Origin of the sequence: Naumannella cuiyingiana (assembly GCF_013408305.1) — a bacterium.
In the GTDB taxonomy this organism is placed as follows: domain Bacteria; phylum Actinomycetota; class Actinomycetes; order Propionibacteriales; family Propionibacteriaceae; genus Naumannella; species Naumannella cuiyingiana.
On sequence record NZ_JACBZS010000001.1, the window covers coordinates 48,231 to 61,934 of the forward strand.

The following is a 13,704-nucleotide window of genomic DNA, read 5'->3' on the forward strand; positions in this document are numbered from 1 at the left end:
CCGTTACACAGTGGCGCTGACCGACGAGCTGGCGGTCCGGTTTCCCTACCGTCGAACCACTCAGCCCGCGCTGCGGTGGGTTGCCCGCCAGATCGCCGTGATGATCACGAACAGCACAACTGCCTGGCCGATGGCGATCGCCGCCGTGACGGCCAGCGGCATCGACCCGCCCGGCAGGAAGTAGCTGCGCAGGTAGTTGGTCCCCAACAGCACGATCAGATAGATCCACCACGGCGCCCACCGCCCGGATGTGGCCTGGGCGCGGGCCTCGGGTGCCTGCCTTCGCTGGGTCATGCGTTCTCCTCCTTGCGGGTCGGCTCCTCGCCGGGCAGCAGCGCGCGTCGCAGCAGCGCCGCGGCCTGATCCCTGTCGATCAGCTCCGGGACGGTCAGTAGTTCGAGGGTGAGGCCGTCGATGACGGCGTTCAGGTGGGCGACGTCGGTGCCGGTGTCGGTGCCTGGGGCCCGAAGACCGAGGGCCACGAGATCGGACAGGAGTTTCGCGAGGAACTCCCGGATGGCGGTGGCCTGCTCGGCGACGATGCGGGCGAGTTCCGGGTCGTGTCGAGCCTTCGCGACGAACGCCATCCAGACGGACAGCTCGCGCTCGGTGTCGTCTCGCAGGGGCATCAGTTCGCTCGCCATTGCCAGGGCGCGGGCGCTGGGATCGGGCTCGGCGGTCGCGCCGCGGACTCGCTCCCGGACCCGCTCGGCAAGACTCGCCATCGCGAACTGGTGCAGCCCTGCCTGGGTCGAGAAGAAGAACCGGATCGATCCCGACGACAGCCCGGTCTCGGCGATGACCCCGCGTACCGATGCCGACTCGACCCCGCCGTTCTCCAGTAACCGCCAGACCGCCTCCGCGATCTCGCGCCGCCGTTGCTGATGGTCCACACGTGCCATGGACGAATACTAGCACGCCTGTGCTAGCTTGATGTTCACGAGATCACCAACAGGAGGCGGGATGGGTCTTCGAATGCCGACCGGCGCGGTGCTGGCGGGATATCTCGTCGCGGTGCTCCTGACGGCGGGCTGCGCACTGCCTGAGCGCCGCGACGGTGAGAACGTGAGCGGCCCGGTCGAGGCGTGGGTCGGCAGTGCCTGCGCCGCCGTCGGCACGGTTGCCGAGACCGCCGATCGCCGAAGCGAGCTGGACTGGTCCCGGGTCTCGGATCCGGCGACGGCCGCCGAGCTCGTGTCGCATCTCAAGGCCGTCTCCACCCAGATCGGATCGGCACGAGCATCCATCGAAGCACTCGGTTCGCCGCCGGTCGAGGACGGCGAAGCGGTGCTCGCCGACCTTCGCGGGGCCTTCGACGAACGCCAGCAGGCGGTGGACAACGCCGCCGACTTCATCGAGGGCGCAGCGTCGCGCATCGATCCTCTCGCCCAGCCTCAGATCGCGCGGGCCGCACAGGCGGCGTACACCGCGGCCCCGAAACTCGCCCGCGAGATCGAGCGCAAACGCCAGCTCCGCGATCCCTTCGCGGCCAACTCGGCGTGTGCCAACCTGTAGACCTGTGCCCCGGGAAGCTCCGTGGCTGACCCAGGACGAGTTCGGAAGCCAGATTTTCTTGCCGGCGCGCCCGAAGCCGGACTTCATCGAATGGGCGCACAGGGACCATTTCAGTTGGCCGAGGGCTGGTAGCCACGCAGAAACAGGCCCACGCCGGAGGTCACGATGCGGGTGATCTCTTTGGCGTCTGGTGCGTCCCCAACATGTGTGGGGTGTACCACTGAGAGCAGCGACATCAATTGTGATGCTGCGAGTTCTGGATCAGGGACCTGCAAGAGTCCGCGGTCTTGGGCGGCGGCGAGGTGTTGCCCCAGGACGCGGCGAACGTGGCGCGGTCCCGCCTCCTGCCAGGCAGTGACGGCCTCGGCCGGGATGTGCTCTGCTTCGGCGATGACCTGGCGAACGAGTCCGAAGTGTTCGGCGTACCCCTCTGGCGGCACGGCAAGCTCCTCACCGAAGGAGATGAGGTCGGCTTCCAGGTCGAGGATCTTGGCCAGGTGCCGTTCGATGATCGCGACCTGCAGCTCGGCGGCACTCGCGGTGCTCTCGACGATGACGACGCCGAACAGCTCCGCCTTGTCGGCGAAGTGGTTGTAGATCGTGCGTGAGGAAACGCCCGCCTCGGCAGCAATGCCGTCAATGCTGGCCCGGGTGTAGCCATCGCGAGCGAACACGCGCAGTGCACCGGCAAGTATCGCCCGACGCTTGTCGGCCTGCCCGCCGCGTGGACGCGGACTCTGCGACTCGGCCATCTCCACTCCTTGCACTCTACGTTGTACGCATTGCTACGTCCGTTGTAGCCTACGCGACAGACAACCCCCAAGGAAGACCAGAGCCAGGAGCACCCATGACAACCCGCCTCGCCGTCATCATCGGCAGCACCCGCCCCGGGCGGCGAACCACCGCCGTCGCCGACTGGGTGGCTCAGTCCGCCCGTAGCCAGCCCGCGATCGCCGCGGGCGAGGCGAGCGTCGACCTCGTAGATCTCGCCGACTACAACCTGCCACTGTTCGATGAGCGGCTGCCGCCCATGATGGGCCAGTACGAGAATGCCCACACTCAGCGCTGGGCAGAGACGATCGGTAGCTACGACGGCTTCATCTTCGTGACCCCCGAGTACAACCACTCCATGCCCGCGGCCCTGAAGAACGCCATCGACTACCTGTTCGGCGAATGGAGCAACAAGGCCGCCGGGTTCGTCAGCCTCGGCACGCAAGGCGGCACACGCGCAGTCGAACACCTCAGACTCACCCTGGCCGAAGTCAAGGTCGCCACCGTGCGCAGCCACGTCGCACTGCCCGTGTTCACCGAGTTCGAGTTCGCCGACCCCACAGACCCCACCGACCCAGGCGCACTGAAGCCCAACCCCCACCAAGAGGCCGCGCTAAGCACGCTGATCGACGAGGTCATCGCTTGGACAGAAGCACTCGCTCCGCTGCGGGTAACCAGGTATTGACCTGGCCTTCGCAGCGGACGAGTCACGGGCGAGCAGTCGACCCGGAAGTTCGACAGGACCGTGGGCAGAGGCAGACCAGGCGAGACGGCCCTAGACGTGACGAAGGCCAAGCAAGAAAACCTACTCTCACCTGGGCTTTTACGTCGGGCTGACAGGATCTGAACCTGCGACCCCTTGACCCCCAGGTGCCAGGAAGAAGGCTGGTGGCCCACCTGATCTGGGATTTTCTGTTTCAGAAGCGTGCTCTGCAGGTCAAGTCTTGCAGGGTTTGCAAGCTGTTGGTCACTTGATTGGTCCACTCCTCCTAACCGCCCCGATCTAGCCCGATGTACTGGCGGAGCGCATCTACGTCTGCTCGGGGCCTCGAAATTCCTCTGTGGACCGAGCGTGACTATAGACAACGCGCAGCAACTCGCTCGTAGGGCGGAGGTACGCGTCGTGTGACACCAGCGCCGAGAGGCAGGTCCGCCAAGAACCCATCACCTCCAGCCCAAGTTCTTCACCTATCTCCCCACGTTGCTTTGCCATCTATACCCAGCCGCGCCTCTACGGACTCGCGCAAGCGCTCGATGGCAGGCAGTTCCTCGGCTCCATCTGCGTCCATCCACTCCATGTCGCCCCCACCCCATAGATCGCCGTATGGCGGAGGCGGATCGAGAAGCAGCGCCTTTGGGATGCCTCCGATCTCACCCACGATCTGCTGTAGCTCGCTGTACATGGATTCCACGTCGAGGGCGCAGCCGAGCGCGGGTCGACCTGCTAGGAGGTGGCTCATCCAGATGATGGCAGGCCAAGAGACAGGACCGTGTACACCTTTGTCGTGCTCACGTCTTACCAATTCCATCAAGTCGCTCAAGACCCATGCCCGAGACTCAGGGTGGACCTCTAGAGCAGTCGCCGCCCAGACGTAGTGGAAAGGCGCGGAGATGAGAACGAACTGGTCGCAGTCGCGGTTGAGCCCGAAGGCGGCATCAATCATCCGAATATGAGGTCCGCTGCCTGTCGCCCAGCGTTCCAACAGATCGGGCCCTTCGGAGTCCAGGACATCGCCGCCGTAGATTCGCAGTGCGCTTTCAAGAAGACCCGGGATGTAGCTTCCGGGCGCATCCAGGTAACCTTCTTCGATCTCACGGGTGGCACGAGCTGGTACTAGTCTCGTTGCACCTGATTTCGCCGGATTGTGATCGATTGGGCGTAGGCGCCGAGCGTAGAGAGGAAAGAAGCGCTCATCCCTGAGCGCGAGCGTTCCATAGCCAAGAAGGTAGGGCGCAATGAAGCGTAGTTTTTCCATTCGCGATAATGCCGCCTCGGCGATCGAGAAATCATCGAGTTCTCGACCGCGGAGAGCGTCCACCACTGAACGGGGGCGACACTTCTTGACGCACTCGCCGATGCTGTTCGAGCACGTCGGCGACTAGTCGTTTCCGATCGTCGGGAGCATGAAATCGATAGCCTCGGTAGTTGTATTGACCCCACAATATTCCCGCGCTTCTGATTCGCGCATTATCGGGTGTTCCCGATAGCACAAGATGGAAGAAGAACAGCGGTCGAGGAAACTCGTCGAGAGAGCTACCAAAAACCTTCGTGGCGTTATTCGCGAGACCTGCGGAGGGAGTTGACTCCACTTCGAATATTAAAGGTTGAACGTCGTTAACTTCGGCTGCGGTCCACGATAGATCGACCGCGGCACTGTGACCCACTCGGAGCTCTCGGCGGACTTCGCAGCCCAGCGCGTCTCCGAGACGCTCTAGACCGTCTATAACGGCCTTGCCGGGAGCGAGTATGTGCTTCATGCCGAAAGGGCGCCGTCCGCAGCGTAGTCGAGCGCCTCCTGCACCCAAGCCGAGGTGAAGGCCTCGTGTGTCTGGTAATCGCCAACTTTGTAGCGGCCGTTGGCCTTCGAAGAAGCCATGAGTTCGGTCAGCCGAAGCCGGTCAATCACCACGCCGTAGTCGTTTTCGCGAAGACGGGCCTTCTCTGAAGCTACGGCGCGGAAGTCCTCCTTCTTCTCCTCAGGCTGTTCGTGGTGCTGAGGAAACGGCACAAAGAGCATCTCGATGTGCGTGTGCGACGGCGCCTTGTCGAACCAGGGAAGAAAGTGGCCGTCGATGAAGGACTTGATGGGCTTGGCGATCCAGTTCCGGCCCGAAGCCACCTGTCCGTACGCGACAATTGACGCTGCTTGCCCGTCGAGGAACGGACGCCAGGCGACGATGTCCACGGTGCCGTCCGCAGCGTTTGCAGATAGACCCAATGGCCGTTCTTCCGGCGCCACAGCGGTGCCCATCATCGACGCGAGGTCCTGGATCGCTTCGAGCATTCCCGAGCCGTCGGGCCGTGGAAAGCCGAACCAGTAGGCGCGTCCGCCCAGCACTTCGGCTGCCGTCAGATACGACTCTACCTGTAGCGCTCTCGCGCTTGATTTGAACACCTCGTGGTCGCTCTTCGTCGGCAGCAGCTCGGAGTGGATCGCAGAGATCAGGAGGCAGCAGATGTAGCAGTCGTGTGCTGCGACCTCGGCGTCGCTCTCCGCTGCGCGACGCCGGAGGGCCCACTTGCCGTACTCCGGCACAAGCTCGAACGGATACCGAGCGCCGAGCACTCGTTCGCGGTAGGCAAGCTCCTCGTAAACGCGCTCGGAAAGCTCGTCGTTCTCGGGCTCCAGAATCTCTTTGTCGACCAGCTCAGCGTCGATGTCAGTCAGGAGGCTGCCATGGTCGGGCTCCCGTTGAACGGTCTGGCTTCGGATCAGACTCTGTTCGTTCGCGGCGGACGCGTTCAGGAGGGCGTGCAGTTCCACCCAGTCGGCCGCGACGCTCCTCGTTGAGCGCTCCGGAGGCGCATTAACTCTCATCGGAAGAGCGGCCTCCGAGGTGTGCCTCTTTCATCGCATTGACCACGATGGTCACCACGCGAAGGGTTGCTTCCGCGTCATCGACCAGATCAGACCTCGGATCGTAACGAGCGATGATTCGGGAGACGTCTTCGGCAGAGCTGGCGAGTTGGTAGAACGCCTTTTCGAATGCCTTTGCCTTGTCTTCGACGACATCGAAGGCGCGGTCCAGGTCACGGTTGGATTCGAGCACGCGGATTGCACGCTCGCTGCCCAACACGTTGATGAGCCGTCCGAGATCGGGGTTCTGGCTCCTGATCAGCGCCGGTTCGTCTTTTTGTCCGTAGAGCCACGACAGGAGGTCACGTAGATGCGCTCGGTGCGATGCCGGCACTGGCTGGGACGGAAGCACCGAGTTGTCGCTCTCAGGCAGCCCTAGGAACTGACGGACGTTGGCTGTCGAGAGCGCAGTGTAGAGGTGGGAGAAGTAGAAAGACGTCCTAGAACGGAGTTCGCGGTCGAAGAGCTTGGTCTTCTCCGCTTGCTCTAGCACCACAACGCCGTTGACGAGTCTGCTGACCGTGTTGTGTCCGTCGCCCAGCCTGCGGCTGACTTCGTCGATGTCGTCTCCGTCTTGGAGCCATGAATGCGCGAATCGAGCCTTCGCATAGGAGTCCCATTTGAAGGCGCCGTTGACGTGCTTGAAGCCGATGAAGTCGCGCGCTTCTTTGCGGCTACCGACATAGTTGACCTGGATCTCGGTCGGTATCGCGTTCGCGTGTAGTGGCTGCGGCAGCGTCACTTTGAACTGCTGCTGGAGGTGGGGGCTCGCGATGATGCGCAAGGCCGCGAGGCGCCGGTTGCCCTCGACGACGGTCCGTGTTGATTCCTCGACGATGAGAGGCTCGAAGTCGAGCCACCCTGAGTTGCCGATGGACTGGATCAGCTCGCCCAGGTCGGCCTGTGCGTAGAGGTAGGCGATTGCCGCTTCTTCGTCGGTGAACTTCGCGTCGGGGATGCGCGGGTTCGCGAGGTCGAGAGAGAGCATGTCGGGTGATGCTTTGTCCAGCCGCGCCATCAGCGTGCTCCTTCGGTAGTGGCGTCTGCCAGCTGCACGAGGCCGGCATGCGCAGACTGAATCTCCTCGGGAATAGACAGTTCCGTCGAGAACACCATGATTTCGCTGGCTTTCATCACGCGGCGAGCCGAGTAGTTCAGTGCGAAGAGTCTCCTGCGCAGGTCTGAGTAGAGTTCTGCGACCTGCGGCACGTTGTCGTAGGTGAGAATCCACTTTGCCCGTTGCACAGCTTTGAGGCAGTCCGCGAGAGCGCGGTGGTCGGAGTCTCGGAAGGCGTTGAGATAGAGCGATCCTGCCTTCTCGAAGTAGGGCGGATCGGCGTAGATGAAGGCGTCGTCGCGGTCCGAGTACCGCTCGATGACACGCAGACCATCCTCGTTGGTCACGGCTATGCGGTCTGCGTGCAGCGCGATTAGGCGGATGCGCTCGGCCAGACCTTCGCGGTTGAAGCGAGCGTCGATCTTGTAGTTGCCCGTCTGGTCCTTCCCGCCGATGGGTCCGCCGTTGAGGACGCCTGAGCGGTTGGTTCGATTGAGATAGAACGTTGCGAATCCGAGCGGGAGGTAGTTGTCGCGGGCGGAGGTCAGATAGACTTCGCGCTGTCGTTCCCACTCATCGACGGAGAGCTCGACGCTATTGACTAGCGCGGTGAACTCGTCGGGCTGGGTGACGACTGCGTTCCAGAACGCGAACACGGCAGGATCAAGGTCGTTGATCGCGATCCGCTCGACCTGACCGGAGACGAGCAGCGCGAGGGCCGCGCCTGCACCTCCTGCGTAGGGTTCGATGTACACGCTTGAGGTGAGGTTGTTCTCTCGGATAATGGTCCGCAGGCGTGAGTAGAGCAGGCCTTTGCCGCCGGGGTAACGCAGCGGTGAGATGGTCACTCGTTTACGTACAGATGTCGCTGTCTGGGTCATGGCTTGAGAACCGTCTTCATGACTCCTTCGATGGTCGCCCAGCATTCACGAACGTCGTCGGGTGTAGCAAAAATGTGATGGTTGTGGTTGGTGGCATCGAGCTGTGCTTTGGAGCCCACGAAGCCGTAACGTCCACCTCGGATCTTCTGAACAGGCTGGATGAATGCGGTCTGTCCGGTGGACTTGAAGTGCTGTTCGAGCCAAACGAGGCAGTTCGAGAGGTACACAAATCCCTGCTCGTTCGAGCTCCTCTTGATCTCCTCACCGAGCACCTCGGCGTGAGCCTTGATCGTCTTTTCCAGGAAAGTCCGGAGCAAGTCAAGTGTCGCGTTTGGGAAGCGCTGGATGTTGAGCGCCGACAATTCCTTCACGATCTCGTGTATCGAAGCGGGGAACGACGTCGGGACCGTCAGGTTGTCGGTGTTCAGATAGTTCCTCTTCCGCGGAAGCGGCTTCGGCTTGTCCCGTCCAGCGTCGTTCGATCCGCGAGAGTCGCCAACTGCGCCGTCATGAGCCTGCGATCCCTGGCCCTGACCGTCGGAGCCCGGGGGCTGACTCCCGTTCGCCGGGGAGTTCGACGCCTCGGAGTGTGTGCTGGCCGTCTCGCCGTTAGCTGGCTCGTCGTCTTTATGCTCTTCGAGCAGGTCGCGCAGGTCATCCATGTACTCGACGTATCGGTCGCTTGAGGTCTTGTTGAGGGTACGCGTGTTGATCACGCCGTCGCGGATGTCGCTCACGATCTTCGTCGCGACTCGCTTGAACAAGCCGGCGCTGGACACGAGGGAGACCTCTCCAGTGCCGTTCTGGATGTGGATTCCGACGAGGTCGAGGAATCTCTCGTTCTCGTAGAGGCGCGCGAGGGTCGACACCGGGAAGCGGCGTTTGCGTGCGTAGTCGCCCAATGACGGGTCGTCGTAGGTGACGTTGCGGAACAGTTCGAGAATCTTGCTCCGCGTGATGAACTTCCGGACGTCGATGGTTGGGTACTGGGCGATCAGCTCCTCCGGCGATTTGCCGGCGTCGAGCTGCGCCTGGAAGAACGCGGCCTGCCTGGCGGGACCCCACGCCACGCGTTGATTGCCGGTGTGAAGTGCTGCGACGAGTTGGTCGGCATCGTCCTGCGAAGGCGCTTTCTTGACGGTGATACGGCGGATCGCGGCACGATCGGGCACCGCCTGTGCGAGCTTTCCGATGCGCGCTTGGTGATCGGGCGCGAGGTACGGGTTCTGGATAGCCTTCAGCGCGGCGACACGTCGATTTCCCTCGACCACGATCAGTTGACCGTCACGCTCCAGGACGATGGGAACCTCGTGTGTCAGCAGGCCGACCTTGGCGATACCTTCAACGAGGCTCAGTGCCTTCTCGTTGGTGAACACGTCCTGGACGATGTCGGATTCCGGAACGCCTTCGGGGATGTCGAGTCGGACGTTGCGCGGGTCGAGTCGGACGTCGTTGACAACGTCGACGACCAACTCCTCCCACGTAGACATGTCGATCATGACGTCCTCCGTTCAGCGAGAGCGTCTCGATTGGTAAGGGACGTGCGGACGGTATCGCGTGCTGTCACTCATTCCCCCACTCTTCGCGGTGTCCTTGCCGCCTCGGACCACTGCGAGAACGTCGCTGCGGAGGAAGCGCCAGGCCCGTCCAACTTTCTCGCCCGGCAGGGAGCCTTCGCGGGCGAGCGCGAGCACGGTCTTGGTGCTCACGCGCAGCAGCGCGGCAGCCTCCTCCGTCGTGAGAACTTCGTGTTCTTCCGCCATCTTCTCGCACGCTCCTCTTGCGGGGTCTAACGTCAGGCTATCAGCGACAGCCGTCAGCGACGTCGGTCCACGCGGAGTGGCGGTGCCGCCCGTGCTGCCCGCGAGGGAAAGCCGGTTCGTCGCGTTAGGGAACGAGGAAGCCCGATAGGCATCGAGAGCCTCCCGGTCGCCGCAGTGTCCCCGTGACTGACCGACCTCTTGCAGCGTGAGGCGGATCAGGGCTTCGCAGAGCTTGTGCAGGAGGGGGAGGTGCATGATGGGCACGTACGTGAAGAAGACCGCCCGGCGTCGCTACGACGAACGACAGTTCACCGTCCGCGCGGGCGCCGTGACCCGCCCGACCTGGCGGCGACCATGGGCCGGTGGCCGGCCCGCTGCTCGCGGCGGCGTGCGGCGTGCTCGCGGAGGCGGGCGCGGAGCAGGAGGACGAGGCTGACCGGCCCCATAATGACGAACTTCATCGCGTTGTAGATGAACAGCAGCACGATCAGGTGCAGCCACCCGAGACCGCCGCCGGCGATGAGCTGCACGCAGAGGTTCGCGGTGTACAGGTACGGGATGGCCAGCAGCATCGCCGGCAGGCCCCAGCGCAGTCCCCGGCGGGTGCGGATCGCGTCGAGCAGGATGTTGGTAGGCATGTAGCGGCGCAGGAAGTAGCGAGTGTGGACGCTGAGAGCCCAGATAAGTCGGAGCATGGACAGACCTCTTCAAAGGTTCGGCGACAAGAACCTGAAAGGACCGCCCGTTGCCGGGAAGGTCATACCGTCGCAAGGAGCGACAGCACCACATAAGAGGCCGCCTCGGCAGCCGGTTTACGACGCCGCGCAGACACCCGGAAGAGGCAAGGCGAGCTTGCCCGCCCCAACGCTCGCGTGTGCGCTCCGCGTCTGGGCGTGTCCGTGGTGGACTTGAGGCATGGATAATGCGTCGTTGCTGATTGACCAGCGCTCGGCCTCCCTGGCTGCCGCCGGGGAGGATGTGCGGGCGTGGGCGAGCGGGCGGCGGGTGTTCGTGTCCAGCCTGATCACCGACATGCCCGACGAGCGGGCCGCGGTGCGGGCAGCGATCGAGTCGGCCGGGGCGACGGCGGTGATGTTCGAGGATCTCGGAGCACAGGACGTCTCGGCCGAGCAGGCCTACCTCTCCGGGGTGCGCAGCTCCGAGGTCTACGTGGGCATGTGGGGTTCGCGCTACGGCGTGCGGATGCCTGACGGGTACTCGGCCACGCATGCGGAGTTCTTGGAGGCCGAGCGCAACGGCCTGCGGCTGTGTCTGTTCGTGCATGGCGAGACCGGCGGGGAGATGGATGGTGCGCAGCGCGATCTGGTTCAGGGCGCCCGCAACCTGTATACGACGAGCCCGTGGAGTGACCCGGACGACCTCGGTCGGCGGGTGCGGCGTCGTCTGGAGGAGTTGGCGGCGGAGGAACTGGCGCCGTGGGTGCGGGTGGGCCGGACACTGTTTCGTGCGCGGGAGATCACCAACGACGGGAAGACGATCTCACTTACTGCGGCGGTGCGCAGCGACGCGGTCCATGCCGAGCTGGTGCGCCTGCGGGACAACCGGGCCGGCGGTGTCCCGTTCGCCTCCCCTCACACGGCGCTGTCGGTGCAGATCGTGGAGTTGTCCACCAGGACCGTCTCGACGATTGGTCATGAGGAGCGGCTGACGTTGGTCGCACAGGAGCAGCGGGGCTCGAGTATGCGCGCATCCATCAACGGAGTATCGGCCGACGAGGTCGGGCAGCGGGCGCTGTCCGACGGGCTGTTCGGCACCTCGCTGCTTGGCCAGCAGATGGGGTGGATGGCACGCCCGATCGATCCGCTGGCATCGCTGCGGGGACTGGGCCTGGACGACAGTGTCCTGCGTCCGGTGGCGCGCCTCCTGTTCGCTGAGCGGCTGATCACTGACCAGGCCGCGTCCAGGATCGACTCGTTCGCGCTCGGCCCCTCCCACCAAGGCGCACGCCGGCTACGGGCCACCTGGACCCCGCCGCAGGTCTATGTGAACGAACCTGACCCAGCCCCCGTCTCGATCGACGGAACCGTGATGGGCCTGTGATCGAGACGGGCGCTCAGGGGATGGACCTGCGTGGTGCGGGTCTTGTGGATCGGCCAAGCCTGCTTCAGGTTCATGTGATTACAGACTGAGCGAGTCCCGCTCCTGCGTGCGACGCGTCGTGGGCTCATCCGCGCTGTTGATGATTCGGCTGGCGTGGTCGAGGGCGGTCTTCGCGCGGGCGGCGTCGATCTTCTGCGCGGTCGATGCGGGCAGGGCACCCAGGGGTATGTCGTCGGTGATGCCCCACAACGCTGAGGCCGACTTCGGGATCGAGAAGGTGAAGTCGAACCCGGCCACCGCCCGCCGTTTGCCGCGTTCGGTCTCCTCGGCTTCGATCCGCGCGACCGCCTCCCCCTTCGCGCCTGGGCTCAGGCCGGGGTCGAGGTCGGCGATCCGGGCGTCGATCCGCTCCGGCACCGACTTGTAGGCCGGGAACGCATGCCCGAGCGGGTCGCCGGTGATCGGGTCGCGGCCCATGCCCATCAAGAGCTGGAGCTGGGCCTCCGACACCCGATCACCGACCGCGAGCTGCCCCTTCCCGAGACCAGTGACACCAGCGCCGAACCATTGGCCTGGCGGTGTTCCCTCCTCCACGTAATACCTCGTCAACGGCGTGGACAGCTCACGGTCGCCATCCGCAGCCGCGACCGTACGCAGGAGATATCTGTAGCCATCGCCCGCGCTCATCACCCGCATCGAGACGGTCACACCACCCAGGTGCGCGACTCACTTCGAGGAGCTATTAGATAGGGCGCTCCTCGCCAAGCAGCCCCACGACCTCATGGGGTACCGCAAAGTGAGACGACTTCACGCCAGTCTCATACACGGCGTCGAGCAAAGCGGGAACGCCGTATGGCACATCCCCCTTTGCTTGAAGTTCGGCCGTGACGCGCTTGACGGGTCGCGTGAATCCACGCAGCATCTGGCTCTCGTCACGATTATCCAGTTCATAGACGCGCGCCCGCGAGATTCTTCCGCCATTCGCAATCGCTTCTCTGATCACATCAGCCTGCGTATGACCCTGAGAATCGAGCTCCCTCAGAACTGCTCTCGCCGCGTCAGCGCTCCACGGGACATGCTCTGGTTCCTCGTCACGCACTCGCTCGATGTCGTGGACGGACTCAAGGCTGGTTCCCACATTCAGCGCCGAAGAGTGCTTGATCAGGTCCGCTGGTTCGAGAAGAAAGAACCGACACTTAGTCGCTTGAAGGTACTCGTCGACCAGCTCGTGGCGGGCACCGATGATCGACCCTCGATCTGCCCGGTTCCACCAATCTTCTTTCGTGTCTGCGGTCACAAGCACCAGGTCGACTCCACGCTCACCGCCCTCAAGAAGCAGTTGATGCCAGACAAGATAGTCCCCTGACGCCCCTTCCGGGAGGTCAGACTCAAGCTTTTCTACATCCATATAGCCAGGCGGGATCGAGTTCTCTACCCGTCGTTCGCCCTCTTCGACCGCCTTCTTCCAGTCCTCTTCCGAGAGCGCGGGGCCAACAGAGTCTTCCAGCAATTGTTCCAGTCGTGCCAACAAGCTGTCTTCGGACGTGGGCGCGTGAGCGGAGACTCTGATGGGCTCCTCACCTACTCGTTCACGCAACCCGTCGTAGAAGTCGTCCACTTCTTTGGTCAGGTTGGCCCTTTCCGCACCAGGAAGGGCAACACTCTTGGCCCAACGGGTTATCGCGTCCTTCGTTGAGGTCGAGTTCTTCGCCAGCGCTGCTTGGGCGTCCCTGGACGCGCTGCCTAGGCTCGCGATGACCGACTGGCGATTACGCCAGAACTCTCTGACCACCTGGTGCGGTACGAAGAGGCGCTCTGCGGCAGCCTCGGCCACGCGCAGCAAGTCATCGACAGTCTTCTCGTTGTACCGGTAGAGATTCAGCAACACATTGGTGTCAAGGGCAACGACGCCGTGCTGGAGCGCTCTCTTGATGTCTTCCGCTGTGAGGACGCGGTACGCCTCAAAACCTGAGTACAACCCGCCTCTGCCCACTCTCGCTCCTCAGCGCCCGTTCGTCGTTGGGTGTCAGCCTACGACCAGCGCGCCGCCTCAGTGGCGACCTTGCCTCGATCTGCAA

Annotated in this window: 15 protein-coding genes; 3 read left to right on the plus strand and 12 right to left on the minus strand. The window is 63.6% G+C overall.

Annotated features, from left to right (window positions below; genetic code table 11):
• Positions 1-60 precede the first annotated feature (60 nt).
• The gene (locus tag GGQ54_RS00230) at positions 61-294 is read right to left on the minus strand and encodes a hypothetical protein (RefSeq protein ID WP_179443560.1); all 234 of its coding nucleotides are present in this window, start codon (positions 292-294) and stop codon (positions 61-63) included.
• Entirely contained in the window at positions 291-902 is a 612-nt protein-coding gene (locus GGQ54_RS00235; RefSeq protein ID WP_179443561.1) for a TetR/AcrR family transcriptional regulator, read from the minus strand. The genes GGQ54_RS00230 and GGQ54_RS00235 overlap by 4 nt, the downstream gene beginning before the upstream one ends.
• 61 nt (positions 903-963) lie before the next feature.
• Here GGQ54_RS00235 and GGQ54_RS00240 point away from each other — a divergent pair, with 61 nt between their 5' ends.
• A complete protein-coding gene (locus GGQ54_RS00240; protein WP_179443562.1) occupies positions 964-1,515 on the plus strand; it encodes a hypothetical protein in 552 nt (183 codons plus the stop codon).
• Between the two features lie 110 nt (positions 1,516-1,625).
• Here the strand turns inward: GGQ54_RS00240 and GGQ54_RS00245 are convergent, their stop codons facing one another.
• Complete coding sequence (locus GGQ54_RS00245; protein ID WP_179443563.1) at positions 1,626-2,267, minus strand: TetR/AcrR family transcriptional regulator; 642 nt, start codon at positions 2,265-2,267, stop codon at positions 1,626-1,628.
• 95 nt (positions 2,268-2,362) lie between these two features.
• Here GGQ54_RS00245 and GGQ54_RS00250 point away from each other — a divergent pair, with 95 nt between their 5' ends.
• Positions 2,363-2,971, plus strand: a complete 609-nt coding sequence (locus GGQ54_RS00250) for an NADPH-dependent FMN reductase (protein WP_179443564.1) — start codon at positions 2,363-2,365, stop codon at positions 2,969-2,971.
• Between the two features lie 499 nt (positions 2,972-3,470).
• Here the strand turns inward: GGQ54_RS00250 and GGQ54_RS00255 are convergent, their stop codons facing one another.
• The 7 genes from GGQ54_RS00255 to GGQ54_RS00285 form a co-directional block, all read right to left on the minus strand.
• A complete protein-coding gene (locus GGQ54_RS00255; protein ID WP_179443565.1) occupies positions 3,471-4,325 on the minus strand; it encodes a hypothetical protein in 855 nt (284 codons plus the stop codon).
• A 435-nt stretch (positions 4,326-4,760) separates the two neighbouring features.
• Entirely contained in the window at positions 4,761-5,771 is a 1,011-nt protein-coding gene (locus tag GGQ54_RS00260; protein WP_179443566.1) for a hypothetical protein, read from the minus strand.
• Positions 5,772-5,814: 43 nt separating this feature from the next.
• Complete coding sequence (locus GGQ54_RS00265; RefSeq protein ID WP_179443567.1) at positions 5,815-6,882, minus strand: hypothetical protein; 1,068 nt, start codon at positions 6,880-6,882, stop codon at positions 5,815-5,817.
• On the minus strand, positions 6,882-7,802 hold the full coding sequence (locus GGQ54_RS00270; RefSeq protein WP_179443568.1) for a DNA adenine methylase: 921 nt from the start codon (positions 7,800-7,802) through the stop codon (positions 6,882-6,884). Before GGQ54_RS00270 ends, GGQ54_RS00265 begins: the two co-directional genes overlap by 1 nt.
• Positions 7,799-9,301 carry a hypothetical protein gene (locus GGQ54_RS00275; protein ID WP_179443569.1) on the minus strand — a complete coding sequence of 501 codons (1,503 nt, stop codon included), beginning with the start codon at positions 9,299-9,301 and terminating at the stop codon, positions 7,799-7,801. The genes GGQ54_RS00270 and GGQ54_RS00275 overlap by 4 nt, the downstream gene beginning before the upstream one ends.
• A 12-nt stretch (positions 9,302-9,313) precedes the next feature.
• Positions 9,314-9,820 (minus strand): helix-turn-helix domain-containing protein, encoded by a 507-nt coding sequence (locus tag GGQ54_RS16625; RefSeq protein WP_218843567.1) that lies wholly within the window; start codon positions 9,818-9,820, stop codon positions 9,314-9,316.
• A 53-nt stretch (positions 9,821-9,873) separates the two neighbouring features.
• Positions 9,874-10,203: a sulfate permease gene (locus tag GGQ54_RS00285; RefSeq protein WP_246292490.1), complete on the minus strand. Its 330-nt coding sequence runs from the start codon at positions 10,201-10,203 to the stop codon at positions 9,874-9,876.
• A 373-nt stretch (positions 10,204-10,576) separates the two neighbouring features.
• Between GGQ54_RS00285 and GGQ54_RS00290 the strand changes: the two genes are divergently transcribed.
• Positions 10,577-11,626, plus strand: a complete 1,050-nt coding sequence (locus GGQ54_RS00290) for a DUF4062 domain-containing protein (RefSeq protein ID WP_179443571.1) — start codon at positions 10,577-10,579, stop codon at positions 11,624-11,626.
• 78 nt (positions 11,627-11,704) lie between these two features.
• Here GGQ54_RS00290 and GGQ54_RS00295 read toward each other — a convergent pair whose 3' ends face one another.
• A complete protein-coding gene (locus GGQ54_RS00295; protein ID WP_246292492.1) occupies positions 11,705-12,313 on the minus strand; it encodes a relaxase domain-containing protein in 609 nt (202 codons plus the stop codon).
• Positions 12,314-12,368: 55 nt separating this feature from the next.
• Positions 12,369-13,619: a PIN-like domain-containing protein gene (locus GGQ54_RS00300; protein ID WP_179443572.1), complete on the minus strand. Its 1,251-nt coding sequence runs from the start codon at positions 13,617-13,619 to the stop codon at positions 12,369-12,371.
• Positions 13,620-13,704: the final 85 nt, after the last annotated feature.